21 protein-coding genes are annotated in these 24,441 nt (G+C 41.2%); 14 read left to right on the top strand and 7 right to left on the bottom strand.

All coding sequences use genetic code 11. The features are described from left to right. Positions 1 to 37: 37 nt before the first annotated feature. From pilW to der, 7 genes are all read left to right on the top strand, one after another. Positions 38 to 1,909: a type IV pilus biogenesis/stability protein PilW gene (gene pilW / locus PS1M3_RS17595; RefSeq protein WP_138740912.1), complete on the top strand. Its 1,872-nt coding sequence runs from the start codon at positions 38 to 40 to the stop codon at positions 1,907 to 1,909. After that, complete coding sequence (locus tag PS1M3_RS17590; protein WP_008126590.1) at positions 1,906 to 2,766, top strand: RodZ domain-containing protein; 861 nt, start codon at positions 1,906 to 1,908, stop codon at positions 2,764 to 2,766. The genes pilW and PS1M3_RS17590 overlap by 4 nt, the downstream gene beginning before the upstream one ends. Positions 2,767 to 2,771: 5 nt before the next feature. Beyond that, positions 2,772 to 3,890 (top strand): flavodoxin-dependent (E)-4-hydroxy-3-methylbut-2-enyl-diphosphate synthase, encoded by a 1,119-nt coding sequence (gene ispG / locus PS1M3_RS17585; RefSeq protein WP_006793571.1) that lies wholly within the window; start codon positions 2,772 to 2,774, stop codon positions 3,888 to 3,890. 256 nt (positions 3,891 to 4,146) lie between these two features. Beyond that, a complete protein-coding gene (gene hisS / locus PS1M3_RS17580; RefSeq protein WP_008126587.1) occupies positions 4,147 to 5,427 on the top strand; it encodes a histidine--tRNA ligase in 1,281 nt (426 codons plus the stop codon). Positions 5,428 to 5,446: 19 nt separating this feature from the next. Continuing rightward, positions 5,447 to 6,067 (top strand): tetratricopeptide repeat protein, encoded by a 621-nt coding sequence (locus tag PS1M3_RS17575; RefSeq protein ID WP_006793569.1) that lies wholly within the window; start codon positions 5,447 to 5,449, stop codon positions 6,065 to 6,067. Positions 6,068 to 6,077: 10 nt separating this feature from the next. Beyond that, positions 6,078 to 7,256, top strand: coding sequence for an outer membrane protein assembly factor BamB (bamB, locus tag PS1M3_RS17570; protein WP_008126586.1), 1,179 nt, complete (start codon positions 6,078 to 6,080; stop codon positions 7,254 to 7,256). Positions 7,257 to 7,330: 74 nt separating this feature from the next. Then, on the top strand, positions 7,331 to 8,797 hold the full coding sequence (der, locus tag PS1M3_RS17565) for a ribosome biogenesis GTPase Der (protein WP_010556037.1): 1,467 nt from the start codon (positions 7,331 to 7,333) through the stop codon (positions 8,795 to 8,797). A gap of 78 nt (positions 8,798 to 8,875) precedes the next feature. Here der and PS1M3_RS17560 read toward each other — a convergent pair whose 3' ends face one another. Both PS1M3_RS17560 and PS1M3_RS17555 read right to left on the bottom strand, forming a co-directional pair. Then, positions 8,876 to 9,379 (bottom strand): zf-TFIIB domain-containing protein, encoded by a 504-nt coding sequence (locus tag PS1M3_RS17560; protein WP_203987856.1) that lies wholly within the window; start codon positions 9,377 to 9,379, stop codon positions 8,876 to 8,878. Positions 9,380 to 9,406: 27 nt separating this feature from the next. Then, the gene (locus PS1M3_RS17555) at positions 9,407 to 9,994 is read right to left on the bottom strand and encodes a DUF4202 domain-containing protein (RefSeq protein ID WP_008126583.1); all 588 of its coding nucleotides are present in this window, start codon (positions 9,992 to 9,994) and stop codon (positions 9,407 to 9,409) included. A gap of 218 nt (positions 9,995 to 10,212) precedes the next feature. Between PS1M3_RS17555 and PS1M3_RS17550 the strand changes: the two genes are divergently transcribed. Both PS1M3_RS17550 and PS1M3_RS17545 read left to right on the top strand, forming a co-directional pair. Beyond that, entirely contained in the window at positions 10,213 to 11,940 is a 1,728-nt protein-coding gene (locus tag PS1M3_RS17550) for a DUF885 family protein (protein WP_008126582.1), read from the top strand. Positions 11,941 to 12,099: 159 nt separating this feature from the next. Further along, entirely contained in the window at positions 12,100 to 13,410 is a 1,311-nt protein-coding gene (locus PS1M3_RS17545) for a DASH family cryptochrome (RefSeq protein WP_008126580.1), read from the top strand. Positions 13,411 to 13,436: 26 nt separating this feature from the next. Here PS1M3_RS17545 and PS1M3_RS17540 read toward each other — a convergent pair whose 3' ends face one another. Continuing rightward, a complete protein-coding gene (locus PS1M3_RS17540; RefSeq protein WP_008126579.1) occupies positions 13,437 to 14,513 on the bottom strand; it encodes a YeiH family protein in 1,077 nt (358 codons plus the stop codon). A gap of 137 nt (positions 14,514 to 14,650) precedes the next feature. Between PS1M3_RS17540 and PS1M3_RS17535 the strand changes: the two genes are divergently transcribed. Beyond that, complete coding sequence (locus PS1M3_RS17535; RefSeq protein WP_008126578.1) at positions 14,651 to 15,529, top strand: LysR family transcriptional regulator; 879 nt, start codon at positions 14,651 to 14,653, stop codon at positions 15,527 to 15,529. Positions 15,530 to 15,661: 132 nt separating this feature from the next. On the opposite strand, the gene PS1M3_RS17530 is transcribed toward PS1M3_RS17535, so the two are convergent. Together PS1M3_RS17530 and PS1M3_RS17525 are read right to left on the bottom strand one after the other, a co-directional pair. Next, positions 15,662 to 16,108 carry a hypothetical protein gene (locus PS1M3_RS17530; RefSeq protein WP_138740906.1) on the bottom strand — a complete coding sequence of 149 codons (447 nt, stop codon included), beginning with the start codon at positions 16,106 to 16,108 and terminating at the stop codon, positions 15,662 to 15,664. Positions 16,109 to 16,431: 323 nt separating this feature from the next. Next, positions 16,432 to 16,893, bottom strand: a complete 462-nt coding sequence (locus PS1M3_RS17525; RefSeq protein ID WP_033024905.1) for a thioredoxin family protein — start codon at positions 16,891 to 16,893, stop codon at positions 16,432 to 16,434. Positions 16,894 to 17,022: 129 nt separating this feature from the next. On the opposite strand from PS1M3_RS17525, the gene PS1M3_RS17520 reads away from it, so the two are divergent. From PS1M3_RS17520 to PS1M3_RS17505, 4 genes are all read left to right on the top strand, one after another. After that, a complete protein-coding gene (locus tag PS1M3_RS17520; RefSeq protein WP_008126574.1) occupies positions 17,023 to 19,578 on the top strand; it encodes a CotH kinase family protein in 2,556 nt (851 codons plus the stop codon). A gap of 77 nt (positions 19,579 to 19,655) precedes the next feature. Continuing rightward, positions 19,656 to 20,570 (top strand): polyphosphate polymerase domain-containing protein, encoded by a 915-nt coding sequence (locus PS1M3_RS17515; RefSeq protein ID WP_008126573.1) that lies wholly within the window; start codon positions 19,656 to 19,658, stop codon positions 20,568 to 20,570. 1 nt (position 20,571) lies between these two features. Continuing rightward, positions 20,572 to 21,159 (top strand): DUF4956 domain-containing protein, encoded by a 588-nt coding sequence (locus PS1M3_RS17510; protein WP_039037236.1) that lies wholly within the window; start codon positions 20,572 to 20,574, stop codon positions 21,157 to 21,159. A gap of 1 nt (position 21,160) precedes the next feature. Then, positions 21,161 to 22,252 (top strand): OprO/OprP family phosphate-selective porin, encoded by a 1,092-nt coding sequence (locus tag PS1M3_RS17505; RefSeq protein ID WP_203987854.1) that lies wholly within the window; start codon positions 21,161 to 21,163, stop codon positions 22,250 to 22,252. Positions 22,253 to 22,635: 383 nt separating this feature from the next. On the opposite strand, the gene PS1M3_RS17500 is transcribed toward PS1M3_RS17505, so the two are convergent. Together PS1M3_RS17500 and PS1M3_RS17495 are read right to left on the bottom strand one after the other, a co-directional pair. Then, positions 22,636 to 23,517, bottom strand: coding sequence for an NAD(P)-dependent oxidoreductase (locus PS1M3_RS17500; RefSeq protein ID WP_203987850.1), 882 nt, complete (start codon positions 23,515 to 23,517; stop codon positions 22,636 to 22,638). A 42-nt stretch (positions 23,518 to 23,559) separates the two neighbouring features. After that, positions 23,560 to 24,336 carry a hypothetical protein gene (locus PS1M3_RS17495; protein WP_203987847.1) on the bottom strand — a complete coding sequence of 259 codons (777 nt, stop codon included), beginning with the start codon at positions 24,334 to 24,336 and terminating at the stop codon, positions 23,560 to 23,562. Between the last annotated feature and the right edge of the window lie 105 nt (positions 24,337 to 24,441).

Here is a 24,441-nt window from a genome sequence, read left to right as displayed (position 1 = left end):
ATATAGGCAATATGGACAAAAATAAAGAGATAAGGTAATGCGATCTATACTTGCTATAACACTATCGGCACTGGCTTTAAGTGGCTGTGTTACCGAAAGTAGTTATAACGGCAGTAATAAGCCCGTTGTCAAAAATAAAATCAATAACGCCGGGGCAGCACGCACTCGAATAGCTTTAGCCTTACAGTACCTAAAAACAGGTAATAATTCACAAGCAAAATACAACCTAGAACGCGCTGCTGAATTCGCTCCCAACTTACCTGAAGTTCATTACTCTATGGCCTATTACTACCAGCAAGTAGGTGAAAACCCATTAGCCGACAGAGCCTATCAAAAAGCATTAGATATAAAGCCTGATGATCCTAATACACTCAACAACTACGGTGTATTTTTATGTGGTATTGATGAATACGACCGCGCCACTGATCAATTTTTAAAAGCCATTGAAATTCCAACGTATATTCGTGTTGCCGAGAGCTACGAAAATCTAGCGTTGTGCGCCATTGAATTTGATGATTTTGAAAACGCAGAAACTTACTTTAAGCAAGCGCTTAATCACAGCTCTCAACGAACCTCTACTCTTATAAGCTTAGCGGCTCTGTTTTATGCAAAAAGTGACTTATACAAAGCGAACGACATTCTTAAAAAACATGACGACACAGGTCGAGTATCCTCGCGTGCTTTAATGCTTAGCTATTTAGTTAAAAATCGCATGGGTCGAATAGAAGAAGCCGAAAAAGTAGCAAGCACACTTTTACAAACCTATTCTACTAGTAACGAAGCATACGCAATTAGAGAGCAACGCACACGATTTAACGAATTTGAAATGCTGCGCGAGAAATATCGTAAGGCAAAACTCAACGAGTTAAAAGCTGATGCAGACGGCACATATATAAGTGCAAAACCAAAAATAAAAATAGTAAGAAAAAAGGCACCTAACCAAGACAGCACAACAAGCCTGGTTATTAAGCAACCTGCACAAGTAACTCCAGCAAAGCCTGAACAAAACACGCAAGATGCGAATCCGGTCATAGCCAGAAATGATATAAACACAAGCGCAGATACAGCTGTTGATGAAGCTGCAACAACACAAGAAGTCACTCCAAAAAAAGTTACACCTAAAGCACCTGTAACAACAATTGTAAAACAGCCAGTACAAGCTGAAACACAACAAATTAAACCCTCTGGGCCATCAACAGATACGTCTGCGATATTACTTGCGTTAACAACTCAACCAAATACAACAAATATGCCTGAGTCAGTTATTGAAGAGCCTGCTACTAAGACAAGCACAGCAGCTTCAACAGTTATAGCTAAAGTAGTACCAGCAGCACCAAAAGAAGAAGTGAAAATTATTTCTTTTGGGGCGCCTAAAACGGCTAACTTTAATTCACCTCAAACAAATCAGCCAACAGTCACGACGAACACGACAGCTGCCAGTAACGACTCAAATGTTGTTTTTTACGAAGCCACTAAAAATGAAGATATTTTTGAAACGAGTGGTTACCAAAACGGTAGTGACGTTACATTTACAAACTTATCATCAAATAAGCAAACAGCGTTACCTATGTTAAATCCTAAAGTCGCAACATTACGAGTGCCTTTTCATATCATTGAGTTTGGTGAAAACCTATTTAGCATTTCGGTGCGATACAATGTTAAACTACAAAAGCTCCTACAATGGAATGGATTAAAAGAGTCGGATCGGGTAATGAATGGCAGCAAAATTTACTTAAACGATCCTAATATTTATTACGAAATTAAATCTGGCGACTCCCTTTACGATATTGCTACCCAGAAGCAAGTATTAATTGATGAATTAATGCGATGGAATAAATTAAGTCCTGATATAGAGCTAAAACCAGGACATAGACTTTTACTAGTGGATCCAGACTCATACCTATTATGAATGAAGAAAATACGCAAAGCGAACAGCCTACAGTAGGCCAAATTTTAAAAGCACACAGAGAGCAAGCTAAGGTAAGCATTGAAACCATCGCTAAACCACTAAAGCTATCTGAGTTTCAAATTAAGCACCTTGAAAATGACGACTTTCAAGCGTTAGGACCTATTACTTTTGTTAAAGGCTACATAAAGAACTATTGCCGTGAATTAAAAGTAGATAGCGCACCTATATTAGCCATGTTGCCAGCACCACCTGAACCAGCAAAACCAGCTAACATGCAAAGCTTTTCTCGTCGTACAGAAAAAGAAGCAAGCGATAGCCGTTTAATGTTGGTAACTTACATTATTATAGCCATTGTTATTGGCTCGTCTGCTTTATGGTTTTGGCAAAACGCCACCCCAATTGAAGAACAAACCACAAATATAAATATTGGCAACACCATAATGAGTGAACGCCAAGCCATTCAATCAACTAATATTGAACAGCAAAAAACAGCAAACGATGTTGATGAGTTACGCCAAGAGCCTGTTGAGCAAAGTACAGATTTAACAAATAACGAAATAACACAAGCAGTTAACGAAAAAACTTCAGAGTCAGATACCGATAAAGCCGACATCAGCACAATAGAAATGCTATTTAATGACGAAAGCTGGGTCGAAATTCACGACGGCGAAGGCGAAAAAATAGCCTTTGGCGTTAAAAAAGCAGGTTACAGAATGACTGTTTCTGGTACACCTCCTTTTGCTGTTGTGCTTGGTAAGCACAATGTAGTTAACATTACCTTAAACGGTGAGCCAATAGATATTTCGGCTTTTCCTAAGAACCGTTTAGCCAAATTTACATTACCATTAGCAGAGTAGTCGCTATGTTTTCAGAATCACCAATTAAACGCAGAAAATCCACCCGTATTAATGTAGGCAATGTGCCTATTGGCGACGGCGCTCCAATTGCCGTGCAGTCGATGACTAATACCGACACCATGGATGTTGATGCAACCGTTGCACAAATTCAAGCTATACAAGATGCTGGCGCCGACATAGTAAGAGTATCGGTACCGACTATGGACGCAGCTGAAGCGTTTAAAAGTATAAAAGAGCAAGTCAGTATTCCGCTTGTTGCCGACATTCATTTTGATTACCGCATAGCCCTAAAAGTGGCAAAGTATGGCGTAGATTGCTTACGTATAAACCCTGGTAATATCGGAAGCGAAGAGCGCATTAGAGCTGTTGTTGATTCAGCTCGCGAGCACAACATTCCTATTCGTATTGGCGTTAATGGCGGCTCACTTGAGCGCGATTTACAGGAAAAATATGGTGAACCAACACCTGAGGCGTTATTGGAATCAGCAATGCGCCATGTTGATATATTACGTCGCCTTGATTTTGATCAATTTAAAATATCGGTAAAAGCGTCAGACGTATTTTTAGCTGTAGGCGCATATCGCTTGCTTGCAAAAGAAATAGACCAACCTTTGCATTTGGGTATCACTGAAGCTGGCGGCATGCGTTCAGGTTCAGTGAAATCGGCTGTTGGCTTAGGTATGTTACTTGCCGAAGGCATAGGCGATACATTACGTGTATCACTCGCCGCCGACCCGGTACAAGAAATAAAAGTAGGCTTTGATATATTAAAATCACTGCGCATTCGCTCTCGTGGTATTAACTTTATTGCCTGTCCTAGTTGCTCACGCCAAGAATTTGATGTAGTGAGCACTATGAACCAATTAGAAGAACGCCTTGAAGATATAATCGAACCGGTTTCTGTATCGGTTATTGGTTGTGTAGTAAATGGCCCTGGTGAAGCACTCGTCAGTGATATTGGCCTTGCCGGTGCAAATCGCCGTTCTGGTTTGTATATTAATGGTGAACGTCAAAAAGCCCGTATCGACAATAACAATATTGTTGAGCAACTAGAGGGCTACGTTCGCGATTTCATAGATAAAAAACAAAGCCAAACCCCTATCGATGTAAAAATAGTCGAATAAATAACGTATAAATCGCCAAGCACTCGTGTTTGGCGTTGACCTTTATAATAGATTTACCCAAGCATTCAAAAATACAGAGCTCAGCGCTTCATCGGGCTTTATATCAAAGTATTACTTTTAATAATGGTAATTTCTTTTAATTCCAACGACGCTCGCATCTTGAGGTCGTTTGGGTATATAATATTGGGTCAATTTTTAGCATTCTCGTTGTGTAAGCATTTTTTTATTACACATAAACAGTAATTAGGATTTATCAGTGGCAAAACAAATTCAGGCAGTTCGCGGTATGAACGATTGTCTGCCGGGCGATACACAAATTTGGCAGAAAGTAGAAAACATTTTACGCGAGACTGTAGCATCGTTCGGTTATCAAGAAATTCGTTTTCCTATTGTAGAATCAACCGATTTATTTAAACGCTCTATTGGTGAAGTAACCGATATAGTAGAAAAAGAAATGTACACCTTTGCTGATCGTAACGGCGACTTGCTAACACTTCGCCCTGAAGGCACCGCAGTGTGTGTACGTGCTGGCAACCAAAATGGCTTACTGTACAATCAAGAACAACGACTTTGGTACATGGGCCCAATGTTTCGTCATGAACGCCCGCAAAAAGGTCGTTATCGTCAGTTTCACCAATTTGGTTTAGAAACCTTTGGTATTGCCACAGCCGACATAGACGCAGAAGTTATTTTATTAACAGCGCAATTATGGAAAGCGTTCGGCATTAGCGAGCACGTACGTTTAGAGCTTAACTCTTTAGGTTCTAACGAAGCGCGCGCCGATTACCGAGATGCGCTTGTTGCTTACCTTGAACAACATACCGACGTGCTTGATGAAGACTCAAAACGCCGTATGTATTCAAACCCGTTACGTGTACTTGATAGCAAAAATCCAGACGTTCAAGCAATCTTAGTTGATGCGCCTAAATTATCTGAGCATTTAGATGCTGAATCAAAAGAACATTTTGAAAATTTATGTGAACGTTTAGACGCAGCTGGCGTCTCATACACGGTTAACGAAAAATTAGTGCGCGGTTTAGACTATTACAACCGCACAGTATTTGAATGGGTAACCGACAGCCTTGGCGCGCAAGGCACTGTGTGTGCAGGTGGACGTTACGACGGTTTAGTAGAGCAACTTGGTGGAAAAGCAACCCCAGCAGTTGGCTTTGCAATGGGCCTAGAGCGCTTAGTATTGTTACTCCAAGCACTTGAATGTGTTGGTGACATTCGTCGTAATGCTGATGTATATTTAGCGGCAATGGGCGACAAAGCAAGTATTCAAGCCCCAATTATCGCGTCAGAACTACGCCGTGATGTGGCTGGCCTTCGTGTGATGGTTCACGCGGGTGGCGGAAACTTTAAAAAACAATTAAAACGTGCCGATAAAAGCGATGCACTTGTTGCCGTAATTATTGGTGAAGATGAATTAGAGCAAGGCGTTGTGACCATAAAGTATTTACGCGAGCGTAAAGAACAAGTCACATTAAAATTAGAACAAGCTAAAGCGCTACTAGCTGAGCTTATAAACGGCTAAGCAGATATTAGAGGTAATCATGGATATACATTCAACAGAAGAAGAACAAGCAGAAGCAATTAAACGCTTTTTCCGTGAAAACGGTCTTTCACTGGCACTTGGTGTAATTGTCGGCTTAGGTGGCTTATACGGTTGGAAAGCTTACAACCAAAACCAAATTACAACCGCTGAGCAAGCGTCAGATTCTTACACTAAATTAGTTGAAGGTGATGATGTTTTATCGTCAGCTGATGCTTTTATCAGTGAAAATAAAGACACGAACTATGCTGCACTTGCAGCGTTTGTTGCCGCTAAAGATGCGGTAGAAGCACAAAAATTAGATGTTGCTAGCGAAAAGCTAAGCTGGATTGTATCAAACGTTGATAATGCAGAATTAAAAGCAATTGCGATTACACGTTTAGCGCGTATTCAAATTGCACAAACTAATTTTGACGATGCTTTAAGCACACTAAATGCACCATTACCTGAAGCATTTAATGCAAACGTTGCAGAGCTTAAAGGCGATATTTATGCTCAGCAAGGTAATAAAGAGCAAGCACGTACTGCTTATCAAGCCGCGGTAGATGCAGGAGGGTTAACAGGTAACCCACTTTTACAAGTTAAGTTAGATGACCTAGCAGTAACTAGCCCAGCGGCATAAGGTTTTAGGTATGAAAAAATTAACGACCGCAACCCTTGCCCTATGTATGGCAACGCTAATGGGTTGTTCATCAAGTGATGAAGAAGACGAACTAGTCCTTCCAGAAATCGTCAATCAGTTTGAAACTGATGTTGTTTGGCAAGAGTCTGTAGGTAGCGGCGTAGAGCATTATTTTTCTCGCTTAACACCTGCGGTTTACAAAGACACTGTTTATGTTGCTAACCGCGAAGGTCAAGTAGAAGCGTTATCGCTTGCTAACGGCGATGTACAGTGGGATACCGACGTACGCCAAGACACTTCTTTTTGGCCTTGGAGCGACGACGGTTCAGCAAAATTATCAGGTGGTATATTACAAGCTTATGGTAAACTGTATATCGGTTCTGAACATGGCTTTGTTGTAGCACTTGATCGCGAAACCGGCGAAGAGGTATGGCGTAAAAACGTACCTGGTGAATCACTTTCAAAAGCAGCAGCTGGCGACGGCTTAATATTTGTAAACTTAGGCTCGGGTAAATTACTGGCCCTTCATCCAGATACTGGTGAAGAGCGTTGGAGCTTTGAGCAAGAAGTGCCTGCGCTTACATTACGCGGACAAAGTGCACCCACTGTTGCCAATGGTGGTGTTTTAGTTGGCCTTGAAACAGGTAAATTAAGCGTATTAATTTCAGAAAGTGGTTACTCAGCTTGGAGTGCAGAAATTGCAGCTGCAAAGGGTGCCTCAGAATTTGAACGCCTAGTTGATGTAGACACACAGCCACTCATTAGCGGCCCATACGCTTATGCAATTGCATATAACGGCAACTTAGCTGCAGTAGATATTCGCTCTGGTAATGTTGTTTGGAAGCGCGAATACAGTAGCTATCGCGAAATTTCGATGGATGCGCAAAGTATTTATGTAGTAGACAGCAACGGCGTTGTTTATGCATTAGATAAAAATTCAGGTATTGAACGTTGGAGCCAACCCGCACTTCGTGGTTGGTACTTAACAGGTCCTGCTGTTACAGGTAACTATTTAGCCTTAGGCGACCAGGAAGGTAACCTACATTGGCTAAACAAAGACACTGGTGAGCTTGTATCTCGTGAAGACTTTGACAGCTCAGGCTTCTTTGTTGAACCTGTTGTTGCCGACGACAAACTGATATTATACACCCGTGACGGTGAAGTAAGTGCGGTAACAATACCAAACTAACTAGCTAACACTTAAAGGTTTTTTGTAAGGCTTCGCTCTGCGAAGCCTTTTGTTGTTTTTTAAAGAGGTAGTTTATGCTTCCCGTGATCGCTCTAGTTGGGCGACCCAATGTGGGCAAATCCACATTATTTAACCGTTTAACACGTACTCGTGATGCACTCGTAGCCGATTTTCCAGGTTTAACACGAGATAGAAAATATGGCCAAGCTAATTACGATGGCTATGAATTTATCGTGGTGGACACGGGCGGTATTGATGGCACAGAAGAAGGCATCGAGATCGAAATGGCTGACCAATCGCTACTTGCTATTGAAGAAGCCGACATCGTACTGTTTTTAGTAGACGCACGCGTAGGTATGACCGTTGCCGACCAAGCTATTGCCAATCATCTTCGCAAGCAAGACAAAAAATGTTTTGTTGTTGCCAATAAAACCGATGGCATAGACGCTGATTCAAACTGTGCTGAATTTTACCAGCTATCACTGGGTGAAATTCATCACATAGCAGCAGCGCATGGTCGTGGTATTACACTTTTACTTGAGCACACACTTCAACCTGTGATTGCCGAACTAGCAGCACAAGATGAAGACGTAGCCGATGACGATGAAGAGCTAATAGACCTTTACGAAGAAGGTGAAGGCGATGATACCGACCACCAAGCATTTGCAGATAAGCCGGTAAAGCTTGCAATTATTGGTCGTCCCAATGTAGGTAAGTCAACACTTACAAACCGTATACTAGGTGAAGAACGTGTAATTGTGTACGATATGCCAGGTACAACGCGCGACTCTATCTATATCCCTATGACACGTAACGAAAAAGAGTACGTGTTAATCGATACAGCCGGTGTACGTAAACGTAAAAAAGTAAGCGACGTAGTAGAAAAGTTTTCAGTTATTAAAACACTGCAGGCTATTGAAGATTGTAATGTTGTTTTACTAGTTGTAGATGCGCGCGATGGTATTTCTGATCAAGACTTAAGTTTATTAGGTTTTGCGCTTAACTCAGGTCGTTCATTGGTTATTGCCGTGAACAAATGGGATGGGCTTGATGACTACGTTAAAGATCGTATTAAAACCGAGCTTGACCGTCGTTTAGGCTTTATTGACTTTGCACGCTTGCACTTTATATCTGCACTTCATGGTACAGGTGTTGGCCACTTATTTGAATCCGTTGATGAAGCGTACGAGTCAGCAACTAAACGTATAAGTACTGCAATGCTACGCCGTATTATGGACATGGCACAGGCCGATCACCAGCCGCCTCTTGTTCGTGGTCGTCGTGTTAAGCTTAAATACGCGCATGCCGGTGGTTATAACCCGCCGCGTATTGTAATTCACGGTAACCAAGTTCATGATTTACCAGATAGCTACAAGCGCTACCTAATGAACTACTACCGTAAAGCACTTAAAATTATGGGCACCCCAATCAAAATTGAATTTAGAGAAGGTGATAACCCATTTGCAGGGCGTACTAATAAAGTAACGCTTTCGCAAAAACGTAAAATACGTGCTTTTGCAAAAGAAAACCGTAATAAATAAACGGCATAAGCGTTAATTTATTACAAAAAACGGCGTACTTTTTAGTACGCCGTTTTTGTTTTAATACATTATTAAACGTTACAAGCTAAGTAAAGCTAAGCGCACTAAGTTCTCAACCGTGGTTTCGTGCGCACTTTTATTTTTATTAGTTGGCATAAACCTAGAAGCAGGCGGTTTAATAGTTATAAACCCATGATTGGTGGACATTTCGTGCACTAACAGTTTTCGTTCTTTGGGGGTTAGGTGGTTTTCGTGTATTTTTGCAAGCTCGCCGCTATCAAGCCATATTCCCGCACAGTTTGGGCATTCATCTATTTCAACTGCTTTTAGCGGTGAAAAATACCTACGCATCATTACAATGCTTTTGCATTTTGGGCAATTTACTCGCATTGAAACATCGCCTTCATTTTCGGTATAGTTACTTAAGTGTTTAAGTAAAACCTGACCATGCTTTAACTCAGGCGAGCTAAACTTAAAAATTTGGCTGTTATCAAAAAACACGCCACCTTGCGCTGACGTAAAAACAGTAATGCCGCCAACAAGTAAAGGTTCAAGTGGCGTATTACTACGAGGACAATACATTTAAAATTCCTTTTTATTTATGTTCTTTTACTCAAGCGCTTTATCGATAAGCCCAACAAGCGGCGCTGGCAATGTAATATTACCTGCAAGTACAAACTCATGCGCGTCATCTGACATTTTTTGCCATGTACGGCGAATAATCCCTATCCATTTTTGCTCATCGTAATCAGGCTTACTATTAGCAAACCCCAACATGTAATGCTCAATAAATACGAGGCTTGCTACGTCTTCTACTAATTGGCTGTCTGGGTTACGTTTAATATTTTTTTTAGCCACCGCATCGTACACTCTGTTTTGCTCAGCTTCGCCGTAACCAGCTTGCTTCATAAGCGCAACAACACTACTTGCATGAAATATATAAAGTGCACTGCGCCATTGATGATAGCCTTGCTTGTTCATTTCAAAGTCACTACGCGGCGACTTCCAGCGTTGTATATGCTGCCCACGCACTGCAATTTGCATAAGCTCGCCAGCATCGGGGTTAAAACGGCTAAGCATGTCGCTCATTCGAGTAGCATAAAGGCTTTCTTTGGGCACGCTTTGCCCATTAAATTGCTCACTATTTGGGTCTTGGTTGTTTGCTTCATCAATCAAGGCGATTACTTTATTAAACATGACGGTCATTTTTTATAATAAGTTTTAATCATTCTAAACGCTGATAAAACAATAAACTAGAGCTGCTGTAAGTTATGTAGTGAAATTTGCTCAATCTTAAAATACAACCGATAAATACATAAGGGTAAAAGTAAGCGCATTGATTAAGTTAACTTGGTACTATATTGAGCACAAATTAAAATAAAAAAGCGCGACTAACTCGCCAATAACGGATCACTATGTTTAAAAAACGTATTTTAGCTATTTGCTTAGCAACCACCTCGCTACCAAGCCTTGCCGACAGCAACAGCGATTTAAAAACCATTATTGATAACCACTGGCAAAATGCCAAAGTTGAAAAAATATTTTTTCGAACCGACCCTGACGGTTGGAAACCAAACGGCACATTACCAAACTGGAGCGAGCAAGCCATTGCTAATCGCCAAACTTATAACAACAGCGTACTAAAAAGCTTAGCCAACATTGACCCAAAAACGCTCAATAACGAGCAACTAATGAACTATCGCTTATTTAAATATGAGCGCGAAACCGAGCAGCAAAGCTACCTTTATCAAGATAAGTATTTTCCGGTTAATTTTTTAAGTGGCTGGCATACTTACTTTGCAGAAGCACCCGCTAACATGGCTTTTTTAACAGCGGATGATTACAACGCATTTTTAATCAGCCTTGCCGACTACCCGCGCTTTAATCAGCAAAATATTGATTTAATGAAAGAAGGTATAAAAACAGGCTTTACTCATTACTGTAAAACCTTTGAAAATTACAGCCAAAGCATTAGCGCGCATTTAGTTAAAAACCCCGAAAAAAGCGCCCTTTACGAGCCCTTCACGCGTATACCTAATACATTTAGTGCAGCGCAAAAAGCGAGTTTAAAACAAAAAGCACAAGCGTTAATTGAAGAAAAAGTAATTCCTGCCTATCAGCATTTTTATGACTTTTTTAAAAATGATTACATGTCACACTGTAGAGCGAAGCCGGGCATTGCAAGCGTTGAAGGCGGGCTTGATTATTACAAATACACCGTTAATTACTACACCACAACTAACGCTACACCTAAACAAATACATGAGTTAGGCCTAAAAGAAGTCGCGCGTATTAAGGCGCAAATGCAAGCCATTATTGATGAAGTAGAATTTGATGGCACCTATAGTGAGTTTTTAGAATTTTTAGCAACCGATGAGCAATTTTACGCAAAAGACGCGCAAGACCTGCTTGAAAAAACAGCCTTTATTACGCAGAAAATGTATGGCAAATTGCCTACTTACTTTGGCCACTTACCGCGTAACACCTTTACTATTAAAGGCTCAGCAAGTCGTGGCGCGTTTTATATGCCACCGCCAGATAACCGCTCGCCAGGCACTTACTTTTTAGCCTCAACCCCTAAACTGCAGCCTTTATATAATTTAGAAGCACTTAGTCTGCACGAAGCCATACCCGGGCACCATTTACAAAACGCCATTGCTATGGAGCTAAATGTACCCGAATTTAGACGCACACTCAGCCACTCTGCATTTGGCGAAGGTTGGGCACTTTATACAGAACGTTTAGGTAAAGAAGCGGGTTTTTATCAAAGCCCTTACAGCGATTTTGGCCGTTTAGGTTACGAAATGTGGCGTGCAGTGCGCTTAGTGGTTGATACCGGTATTCATGCGTTTGGCTGGAGCCGCCAAAAAGCAATTGACTACCTAGCAAGCCACACAGCGTTGCCACAAAGCGCCGTGGAAGATCAAATAGACCGTTATATTTCATGGCCAGGCCAAGCGCTCTCTTACAAAATGGGCGAAATAAAAATACGCGAACTGCGCGCAAAAGCCGAAAAAGAACTAGGCCCACAATTTGATATACGCAGCTTCCACGATACCGTTATTGGCCAAGGCTCCCTGCCAATGGCTGTTCTTGAAGACGTTATAAACGATTGGATAGCAAAACAAAAAATGACAAAGTAAAACCGTACTTTAATAAAATAAGAGGCGGTTACTCTATCGCCTCTTCTCAAATCGCAACCTTGCACGTATTTATAAATTTACTCGATTAAAAACACGATTAACTAATCCTCAGCTACTTTTGTTTCGTAAATACAACATCTACAAAACCAGAGCAAAAGTATGAGCAAACGCATTTTATATTGGCTACAAAACGATTTACGCCTAAACGACAACCCAATTTTTAGCAAACTTGCACTACAGCAATGCGCACTAGACGTGGTGTTTGTAATTAACCCCAACTGGTTTAAAAACACGAATTATCAGCAAAAGCAGTATGGTGAAAACAAGTACACCTTTTTAATGCAAAGCCTTTATGAGTTACAGCAAGCATTAATTGCGTGTGGCCAAACTCTGCACGTGCTAGAAGGCGAACCAGTTAGTGTTTTAAAGCAACGTATTAAAGAGCAACACATTGATGAAGTGGTTTACAGTGAGCAATTTGGTGTGTACGAACAACGCGAAATTAATTTATTAAAAGCTCATTGTCCTGAAACCCAGTTTACCGGTACCCTGCAGGATACCTTGTATCAGCAAAACGACCTGCCATTTAACTTAACAGATTTACCCAAAAGCTTTACCCCATTTAAAAAGAAGGTTGAAGCTGCCAACATACCAATCACACTGTCGCACATTACAACCGAGCTATTGCCTAAACCTATTACGCTGTGCGCTAAAAACCCAATTGAGTTACCAAAAGCAGTTAACAACTCAATGCATGGCGGCTTAACAAGCGCACAAAAACACTGTGAACAATACTTTGCAGGCGAATTACCTAGCACTTACAAAATAACTCGCAACGCGCTTGACGGCTTTGACAACACCACTAAATTTAGCCCATGGCTTGCTTTTGGGTGTATTAGCGCAAAACAAATATACAATGCGGTTGAGCAATACGAACAAACATATACCGCTAACGATTCAACCTATTGGATTAAGTTTGAACTACTGTGGCGCGAATACTTTAAATGGCACGCGCTAAATGTACAAAGCAGCTTGTTTAGTTTTAAGGGGCAAAAGCAAACTAAGCCACTTACTACGTTTATGCCAAACCGTTTTGCTGCTTGGTGCCAAGGCACAACGCCTTACCCCTTGGTTAATGCCATCATGAAAGAGCTCAATGCCACCGGTTTTATAACAAACCGCTCAAGGCAAATTGTGGCAAGCTGCTTAGTTAACGAGCTGGCACTCGATTGGCGTTACGGCGCAGCTTATTTTGAGCAGCAGCTAATTGATCATGACGTAGCAGCCAATTGGGGCAACTGGCAGTACATAGCGGGAGTAGGCGTTGACCCACGTGGCGGGCGGCACTTCAATATTGAAAAGCAAACACAGCAGTTTGACCCTAAATCCATTTACACCAAAAAATGGGGAGGCAATCAAAGCCCAGATGCACAGCTCGATCACTTAAACGAAGTAGATTGGCCTATTTAAGCCAATCTACCTCCACCTAGTTATATTTAAAACAGCTGAGCAATGCCTACATTAATGGAAAAGCCACCTAAGGTTAAAAACAAAAATAAGCAGCCAGCTAATAACAGCGGTTTTATACCGGCTTGGCGAATAGCGCCAACATGTGTACGCAGCCCAAGTGCGACCATGGCAATGGTAAGTAGTATATTGTCAAACCATACAATGGCGTTTGTAGTACCTTGCGGAATAACCGATATCGAATGTATCCCGCTTGCCACTATAAACAAAACCGCAAACCAAGGGATTGTAATTCTTGATTTTTGCTCGCCGCCCTGTGCGTTTATGTTTGCATGCTTTTTACTTTGCCAAAACGATAAGCCTACTAAAAATGGCGCAAGCATCATTACGCGTAGCATTTTTTCTATCACTGCGGTGTCGGCTGCATTGGCACTTACCGCAGTCCCTGCTGCTACCACTTGCGCGACTTCATGAATGGTTGAACCAACAAAAATACCATATGCGTGCTCACTCAGCCCCATGTACTCAAGCATAATAGGGTAGGCAAACATACTTAACGTGCCAAACACCACAACCGTTGCCACCGCTACCGATACTTTATGTGCCTGAGCTTTTATAACCGGCTCTGTTGCCATTACCGCTGCAGCGCCACAAATAGAGCTACCCGCACCTATTAGTATGGTTGTTTGTTCATCAAGCTTAAAAACGCGCTTGCCTAGCTGCACTGCCAAAATAAATGTACCTAACAGCATTACTATATCGGTTAATAGGCCATGCCAGCCTACACCCGCTACTTGTGCAAAAGTAATCCTAAACCCAAATAAAATAACGCCCGCTTTAAGTAATATACTTTTAGCGTAATCAACGCCTACATCTGTACGCGTAGCAATGTGCGCAAAAACGCTGTTGCTCACAATAATGCCAAGCACAATACCAATTGTTAACGAGCTAAATTGCGCACTTTGCATTATAGGTAACTTACTTAATGCAACAGATGCCCCCGCTAACACAACCACCAGCAGCATACCTAACCACCAGCGCGTATCGCCGTATTGCTTAGTATTAATAACCAAAGGCTGAAACCCATTTTTAATAGCGCTAAGCATAATATTCCCTCACTTAAACCATATTGATGTGTTGACTTAATTGTAAGAAAGCTCAAAATATAACTCCAATATATTAAAATCATGATTTTATAACTTAAGGTTATACAATTTAGAGTTATACAATTTAAGGTTGTTTAATGAACTTACATGCACTTAGGGTGTTTTATACAGTGGCTAAATTGGGTAGCTTTTCAGGCGCAGCCGAAGCGCTTTTTATAAGCCAGCCCGCTGTTTCTAAGGCGCTAAAAGAGCTAGAGCATCAGTTAAATATGCAACTTATTGAGCGCGCATCTAAGGGTAAAAAGCTCACCTTAAGCGAAGGCGGTCAAGCTTTGTATGATCACGCCCGCAGTATTTTTGCTATCGAAAAAGCCGCCATTGACGATATAAAATCGCGCACAGGGCTTAAGCGCGGTACATTAGTTATAGGCACCAGCACCACCATTGCCAGTTATTGGCTACCGCCCTACTTAGCCAAATTTTGTGCGCAGTACCCACACATAAAAGTAGAAGTACAAGTGGCTAATACCGCGCAAATTGAGCACGCATTACTTGAATGCACTATCGATTTAGCACTGGTTGAAGGCACACCTACCGAGCCGCATATAATAAGTAAGCACTGGCAAAACGATTTAATGAGTGTGGTTATACCAAGTAACTTTAAGCCCGCTAAAGACTTAAACGCATGGTTAAACGAGCAGTTTTGGTTATTACGCGAGCCAGGCTCGGGCACGTTAGAAATGTCTGTAAAGTTATTAGCAGAGCATGGCGTGCAAGCTGAGCGCAGTATGCAATTAGGCAGCAACGAAGCCATTGCAAGGGCCGTTGCGCAAGGTATGGGAGTCGCTTTATTGCCAAATGTAGTTACTGAGGATTTAGTGCAGCTAGGTAAATTAACACGCCTGAGCCAAAAAAATAACGAGCAACTCTCTCGGCCTCTTCATCAACTGCATTATAAAGACAGGCCATCCTCGCATGCTGCCCAAGCGTTCGAAAAAAGCCTGTTTAGTGAATAGTGAATAGTGAATAGTAAATAGTGATCACAATTTATGTGCGGTAAGGCACCTGTAGAAAACTTATAAAGTTTAACATATGAAAAGCTCTTTAGTCTTTCTAATGCCTATTAGCTAAGTTAAAACTCAATTGCGTTAGGTGACACACCTCTCATGCTTCACTATTAAATTAAAATAATTTTTAAACATGTGTTCAGAACTGATATCCCTTAAATCCACATCAAAATAGTAGCCGCTTTCTAAAAGTTCCAAACTTTCTAAATCATTACAAATGCGTTCAAGAATTAAATATTTATACTTTGGAGTTATGCTTTTAATGTCATCCGGAATGAGCCCTTCGGCATCAAAATTCAAAACAACTCTTATACTGGTACCTGAATAGCCATAGTTTACAAAACTAATTCGGCTATCAATAGATGAAAAAAAAGCGCTGTAGTGATTTTTATCTTCTTCGTATTCCCATTGAGAAGCATCCCCCCAAATCAAGACAAAAATAACGCCAAAAGCAGCTGCAGCTACAAACAATTTGTTGGCATTTATCAAAAACCACAATTGAACTTTTTCAGATCGCATTAATTTCATAAGCCACATAACTTTTAAGTAAAAGACTAATAATCAAAACTAAAGTCTTGCTCATTCACATGTGTGAGTAATATAACCAGGCTCAAGACAAATACTTTGATGCTAAACCAATACCAATAATTAAAATAATTAATAAAACCCAATATCTTTTTGAACCATCTAAATTTTCACCGCACACAGGGCAAGATGATGACGCGATTGGAGTCTCGTTAAGATTTGTCGTTTTAACTACAGGTGAAGTAATCCCTGCTTTACACTTTTTACACTTCATAAATATCCATTTTAACTATAAATAAAATTGCGGGATGATTCTCACATAACCCTTACAAACCCTGTGTTAAATCTTCTGCCAATGACCCCGTTGGTTTTTCAATCACACGCACCAACTCTTTACCATTTTGTTTAACAATAAATGTAGGGGTGTATTTTAAATCATGTGCCTCAGCAACACCTGCATCGTCTCGCTTGTTGAAACCCACAGCCACATAGTTAACACTTGCCAGTTCAACTTTTGACTGTTCAAGAAGCTTAATGAGTTTAGGTACTTCGCGGTGGCTGTCGTGACACCAAGTACCAAATAATACAATTAGCTCTTTACCTTCTAGCTTTTGCATTAACGCAATGTCTTGTGCTGTTGGCGTGAATGCTTTGTATTGCTCGCTAAACTTATCGTAATCGTTTAGTAAAGCCTGCGCGCTTATCTCACCTGAAAATGGCGCAACATCGTCAGCACACGCTGCCAATGGCATGCTTAAGGCGCATAATAAAATTAATTTTTTAATCATTAGGTTAAGGTAACTTTTAAAATGAGTAATTAAGTTCACTATACTGAATATTACTGAATGTTTACACATTGTTTGCACCTTCTTTTTTTATTGTTTTACCACGTTATTAAAATAAAAAAGATCGCATCAATGACCATAAAACCCCTACTATTTTATTCATTAATTACCTCCACTACATTTTTGTATGGCTGTGGCGGTACTGAGCAAACAACCGATAGCAGCACAGAGCAAACTGACTCATCATCAACAATTACCTCAACGGGCTTAGTTATTAACGAAATTGTTGCAAGCCCACGCGATACCACCTACGATTGGATTGAGCTATACGCCACTGAAGATATAGCCGACTTATCGGTATTTTCACTTGTTGATGATAACGCCGACAGAGAGCCTCAAGCTTTGCCCGCAGCATCGCTTTCCCAAGGTGAGTTTATTGTTATTCAAGCCATTGATGAAACCGATACACCGCCCGATAACGGTTATTACGTCACCTTTAAACTAGGTAGCGACGATGCGGTTACGTTATACGAGGACGGCACTGCTATCTCTGTACTTGATTGGGAAGAAGGCGAAGCCGCTGAAGGTTTTAGTTACGGCTTATATACCGATGGCACCGGCACCGCGCAAACACTAACGCCCACAGAGGGCGCAGCTAACCAAACAGCAGATACCTCAACACTTGTTACAACGCTAATTGCTGAAGATGCGCCACTGCGTATAAACGAAGTAGTAGCAAAAGATAGCGGCGGTGGCGAGGACTGGATAGAGCTTTATGTAACAAGCAGTAGCGATGTGTATTTAGCAGACTACACACTAAGTGATGACAATAACGAACAATTTGCTCTACCCGATATCACGTTATCGCCGGGTGAGTTTTATCGTATTTACGCAAGCACCGATGATTTAGGCGACCTGCCAAGCGTTGCGTTTAAATTAGGCTCAAGCGATACCGTAAACCTTTACAGTAACAATGTAATTATAGAGCAGTTATCGTGGAATAAAGGCCAAGCGCTAAGTGGTTACAGCTATGGCCGCTACCCAGATGGCAGTGATGCAACTGCGGTACTCACTCCAACAGAACTTAGCTCAAACAGCCAAGCAACCCACGGGCCTCTCGTTATTAACGAAATAGTGGCAAGCGCCGCAGACGATGGCAACGACTGGTTTGAGCTATACAACAACAGCGCAAATACAATTAACTTAGCCAACTACCACGTTATTGATGAAAGCGACGACATAGACCCCGTTACCCTGCCCGACATAGATTTATACGCGGGTGAATACATAACCATTTATGCCACCGATGAAGACCCAGGCACTTACTACGTCCCGTTTAAACTAGGCAAAGAAGACGAGCTAAGCTTAATACTCAACGATGAAGTAATTGACTACATTGACTGGGATGAAAGTGATGTAGCCACAGGCTTTAGTTACGGCCTAAGTAGCAGTACAGGCTTTACTCATGCGTTTTTAACACCTACCCCAAGTAGTGAAAATACAGTTGCAACTGCCTTTACACCCACAGCGGTTAATACGCTTTCTATTACAATTAGCGACGAAAACTGGCAAGACATTCTAGATAACCCACTTGATGAGGAATATCACGAAACCGCTATTACCTTTAATGGGGTAACACTCGATAGCGTAGCTATTCGCACTAAAGGCGGCTCAAGCTTAAGCAGCGTTGCCAACTCTAGCAGCGACCGTTACAGTTTTAAGGTCGATATTAACGAATATGTGTCGGGGCAAAAGTTTTTTGGGCTAAAAAAATTCACACTACAAAACTCGTTTAACGATCCGTCGTACATGCGTGAAGTAATCGCCTACGAGCTAATGGATGAAATGGGCGTACCAACGCCTGAGCATGCTTACGTTAACTTTTATGTAAACGGCGAACTATTTGGTTTGTATTTAATGGTAGAAGCCGTAGATGGCGAATTTGTTGAAAAACACTTTACCAACAGTAATGGCGATTTATACAAGCCAGATGGCACAGGCAGCGATTTATTATGGCTAGGTGACGACATACAAAGCTACACCGATATAAACCTGCAAACCAACGAAGACACCACAGATAACGGCGCCTTTATTAACTTTGTTGAATCGCTCGATAAAGGCGAAACCAGCGCCATAGAAGTAGACACACTTTTACGTTATATGTCGGTAAGTACTTCACTGTCTAATTTAGATAGCTACCACGGCCCGCTTGCACATAACTATTATATTTACGATGACGATGGCGTATTTAGCATTTTGCCGTGGGATTTTAACGAGTCATTTGGCACCTTTGCCATGGATTGTAATGGCGTAGATGTAAGAGAGCTCTACATTGATGAGCCAGTAAGCGGCGCATTAAGCGAGCGCCCGTTAATTGCTAATGTATTTGCCGAGCAAAGCAACCTAGACACGTACCACAGTTACTTAACACAGCTTATTAATGGCTCACTTTCAAGCGACACATTTAACGCACGCGTAAATGAAATAGCCGACCTAATTCGTGAGCACGTACAAAACGACCCAACCAGCTTTTATGGATCAACCTACTTTGAGCAAAACCTAACCTCTACAACGGGGCAGTTTTACGGCTTAACGTCGTTTATGCAGTACCGCGTAGCAAATATGGCCGCGCAGCTCGATGGCACATTGCCTTCAGCTGGCGATGGCAGCGGATTTTGCGCTAGATAAACAACCCATCCTTCATGCGGTGTCAGCACGCTGGCACTGCACTCTATAACTTTGCAATTTAATAATCTGAGAAAATTATGACAATTCAAGCACGTTTTAAGGATGAACTTTTTGAAAAGGACGCTTCAATCTCACCTGTAACAATTACTGCAATAAACACTAAAAATAAGCAGGCTCAGCCTGAAAAACCAGATGCGCATGGCTCATTAACAAGCTTAATTAACGAGTTACTTATTCCGTTTGAAGGTTACGGATTAAACGATCTTAATAACGCTAATTTAATGAACCGTGTAGACAGTAAGTTTATGCTGCCACTTTCTTTTTTACCTGAGCTACTTACTCATATACAAGGCCAGTACCGTGTACTTGATATACAAGGCAAGCGTTTATTTTCTTATTATAATCAGTATTTTGATACGCCCGAGCTTGATTTATATAAAGCCCATCATAACGGTAAGCTTAATCGCTACAAAGTACGCCAAAGGCGCTACGTTGATACCGCCACCGAATACCTAGAAGTAAAACTAAAAAACAACCAAAGCCGCACAGTAAAAACACGTATTAAGCTCGAAAAAAACAACGAGCAAGCCCATTGTACTGCGTTTATGAAAGAGCAAATGAAAAACAGCTTTGCACATTTAAACGTAACCCAGCAAAGCGGCTATAACCGTATAGCGCTAGCCAACGAAGAAAAAGCCGAGCGCTTAACGCTTGATTTTAACCTGTGGTACAACACCCCAAAAGGGGATAACAAAATAACCTTACCAGGCTTTTTTATTGCCGAACTTAAGCAACGTAAAAAAACAAAACGCTCGCCATTTTATAAACTTATGAGCAAACACCACATATTCCCAGCCTCGTTTAGTAAATACTGCATTGGCTGTGCTTTGCTCTACCCCGAGCGCTTAAAAGTAAACCGCTTTAAACCTGTTTTAGCCCGTTTAAAACACCTTAACCGCACTAACCCACTATTACCTTTAGAGAATAATTAAAATGACAAAATTAGATCTTATTTTTCTTTCCCGCTTTTTAGTAAACATCCTATCGCTGGCTGTACTTTGCTATGGCTGTTATTTTCGCATCAGTAAAAATGCAGTGGTGGCAGGCTCGTTTATTTTATTTGGCGTAGGCGTTTTTATTATTACCTTTTTGCTGCACGGGGTTGATATGTCGATGGAATTTGCATTTGGCCTATTTGCCGTATTTACCATGCTAAGGTACCGCACTGAGTCTATTTCTATTAAAGAAATGACTTACTTATTCCTTGTTACTGCCATTGCTTTACTGACCTCTGTAGGGCAAATGAGCCTAATTGAGCTAAGTATTCTTAATGGCATAATTTGCTTAATTGCCTTTTTGATTGACTCTAGCGTATTTGTAAAACGCTACGAAGTACAAAGCGTTTGCTACGAGCGCATAGAAAACATAACCCCGCAAAACCAAGCCACACTCATCCATGATTTAAAACAGCGCACAGGCCTAAACGTCGTTGCCGTAGATATAGAACACATCGACTTTTTAAGAGACGTAGCACAGCTAAAAGTAAGTTACTTAGCCGAAAAACAAACAAAGGCAGCCTAACATGACCTCTAAACAAACGATTACTTATGCGGCACTTTCAGCACTTTGCTTTGTTAGTAGCACAAGCTTTGCCAAAATTAACGACGATATAGACCTAAGCGGCTATATCATGCTCGACTACAACAAGCTTGATACCTCATTGTTAGAGGGAAAATACGACAGCAGCGATTCAGAAAGTACCTCTGAAATACGCCGCGCACGCCTAAGCTTTAAATCAGACATCAGCAAAGGCTGGAAAAGTAAATTTCAACTTGGCTTTGCCGATGGCGAAACCGAAATAAAAGACGCCTACCTAGAATACTCTGGCTGGGAATTTGCCGATTTAACCATAGGCCAACAAAAAGAAGGTTTTGGCCTAGAAAAACTAACTAGCTCGCGCAAATTACTAATGCTTGAGCGCAGCATGATAAGCGAAGCGTTTTCACCAGGACGCAGCTTAGGTATTAGCCTTTCCGGGGACATAGCCTCAGTAAATTGGCAGCTAGGTTATTACGAGCCCGATGAAGACGAAGCAACGTCTGCTATTATAGGGCGCGTAGCCTGGGTGCCATGGCAGCAAAACACCAACCTTTTACACCTAGGCATCGCCTTTAGTGAGAGGCAGTACGACGGTAACGAATTTAGAGTGAATGAACCTCTTGAAGTTTATACCGCCGACTCATTAATAGAAGGCGATAAAATTAATGCAGATAGCCTCTCGCAACAAGGCGCAGAGCTACTATGGCTTAAAAACAGATTTACCATGATGGCCGAGTGGCAACAAGCACAAGTAACCAGTATTGAAAAGTCAACTAACGATTACGAAGGCGGCTATTTGCAATTTGGTTATCAGCTATCGGGCGGATACCGTAAGTATAAAAACGCAAAACTAGGCGCAAGCTCAGAGCCAGGCTGGGAGCTCAATGGCCGCTACAGCCTACTTAAGCTCAAGCAAGAAAACCAAGACGCAAAAACCTACTCCCTCGGCGTTAACTACACCGTAAACAAAAACATAAAGTTTATGGCCGACTACATTAAAGCCAATTACTACGAGGCAGGCGGTACTATCACATCGGGCAATGCAATCTCATTAAGGCTGCAGTATTCGTTTTAATACGTTTGGTGTTTAGTAGATTAGCCCAAACCTGTGTTAAACGTTACGTTTAATACAGGGGCTTATTTTAATAGAGCTGTTATAAGCTCCTAAAGGTTACTTATCAGGCTTGTACTTATTCCACTAATTACAGTAAGGGATTAAAGTTTACCTGTTCACTAATTAATATCGTTCAATAAAAATGAACACCAGCATTTAGTGAACGAAAGATGGACAAAGGCTAATACAGGCAGCTATCGAAAAACTAAACTTGCAAACGAGTTTAGGCACAAAGTATGAAACTTTTAAAAAAGAGTGTACTGAGGGCGAACTCGCTTTGCCTAATGTTAAAAGCAATGCATAGTAAAAACGCAGCCCATGCCGAATCACTCTTAATTGCTTTGTTAGCTGCGTTTCAAAATTGGCAATACTTCAGGTATTTCAGTATCTAGCATTTCCAAAACGCTTTTAAAACCATGTATAGGTGACCACCCTAATTTGTCACATGCAGATGATGAATCATATACGCGATCTAAGCTTTGAGGTAGTTGCCAATCTCTTTGTTTAAATGCTAGCGCGATGTCAGGACATTGACGCTCGATGACAGATGCAGCATCAGTATATAGCGCTTCACAATCAGAAAGTTGAAAAGGTGTAGCGCCTGAGATTATAAAACGATTAAAACCACTTAAGCGTTTTTCCACAGAACATAAATGAGCGTTTGCTACATCACGAGCATCTATGCCACGAGTAAGGCGAAATACTGCCATTAAATCCGCAGGTTCAGGAAAACATCTCGACATTTGCAGCACAGTAACTGGAAGCTGAAACAACTTTGAAATTTCTTCTAGCTTAGCTTCAGCCGCAATTTTACTATTATGATAAATCGACTTGGGTTGAGGTGTGACGTCTTCATTTATCCAACCTGCAATACCTTTAGGTGTTGAAGCATAGCCGTACAATGCAGTAGTGCTGGTAAAAATAAAGTGCTTAATACCTGCTTTTAATCCAGCCAGAGCGAGTTTCTCGGTCGCGTCTACGTTGATAGACTGAAACTCTGAATCAGGTACTAAACCAACATGTGGAGCGTGAAGAGCCGCTGTATGAATGATGACATCAACATTTTTAAGAGCCCGATCAATCAGATCACTATCAAGAATATCACCAATGTAATCGGCTGTTGAGCAAGGCGTTTTATCAATGCCGACCACGTCATGGGTGCGCATTAATTTAATATAGGTTGCACGCCCGACTCTACCGGCAGAGCCTGTTACTAAAATTCTCACTATGACACCTTACTAATGATTGACCTCAAAGCAGCTAACGCTTCAAGAACCGGCGCTGCTTGCAGCGTCCGAGTTACTTGACTTGTTAGCTTTACATTCTCCGTCACTTGAAGACATGATCCCCCGAGAATGCGTTCTAACAAACCAATCATATTCGTCACTGATTGAATATTTACTATTTAAGGCGCTGATCTGGTCAATTAGAGCTTTGCCTTGATAATACCTGCTCGTGTAATCTTTATCACACCAATCAGGCTTTCTAATATTGACACCTAAAGCCGAAAATTCATTCATGGCTTTCAATATTAGCTCTTCAGCCTTCGCTTTTAGTGCTTCTTTAGAATAATATGAGTAGAGTTCATTGACTTCTTTAACTCTGCTCTGATATTGATCAATCAAAATCTCAAGCTCACGTTCTTTGTCCTTAATCGAGTCGCTTGTCATTGACTGCTTGCTAGATAGAGAGTTCTTAAGTTTATTAACTTCGTCTTCTAGTTCAGCTTTAGTGCTTTCCAATTTCGCTTCCTTTTTGGAAAGCTCAAACTCCTTTTCTTTTAGCTTTGATTGCAATGTCGTCTTTTCTTTCTCTAGTTTAAATTCAGCATCCTTCAATTCTAACTGTAAGAGCGACTTTTCCTTTTCTAGTTTTATTTGTGCATCTTTCAGGGATAGTAACTTGGTTGATACAGCCTCTTTATCAACCTGCACTGCTTTGTACTCCCCCCATAAGAACGCACTTGCAACTGCAAAGCAGACAACAAAAGTTAAAAAACCTGCCAAATAGGATTTTATGGCATTAAAAATCTCTGTAAAAGTCAATACTTGTCCTTAATATATTCGTGATTTTGGGTTTAAGCTAACACCCGCATAACGGGCAATAACACGTAGGCTAAAATTTGGAGCGTAGCGACTGAGCCTCCGTGT

The organism is Pseudoalteromonas sp. PS1M3, assembly GCF_016865405.1.
Lineage (GTDB): Bacteria > Pseudomonadota > Gammaproteobacteria > Enterobacterales > Alteromonadaceae > Pseudoalteromonas > Pseudoalteromonas marina.
The sequence above is the reverse complement of the archived record's forward strand: the minus strand, read 5'-3'. Positions and strand labels throughout refer to the sequence as shown.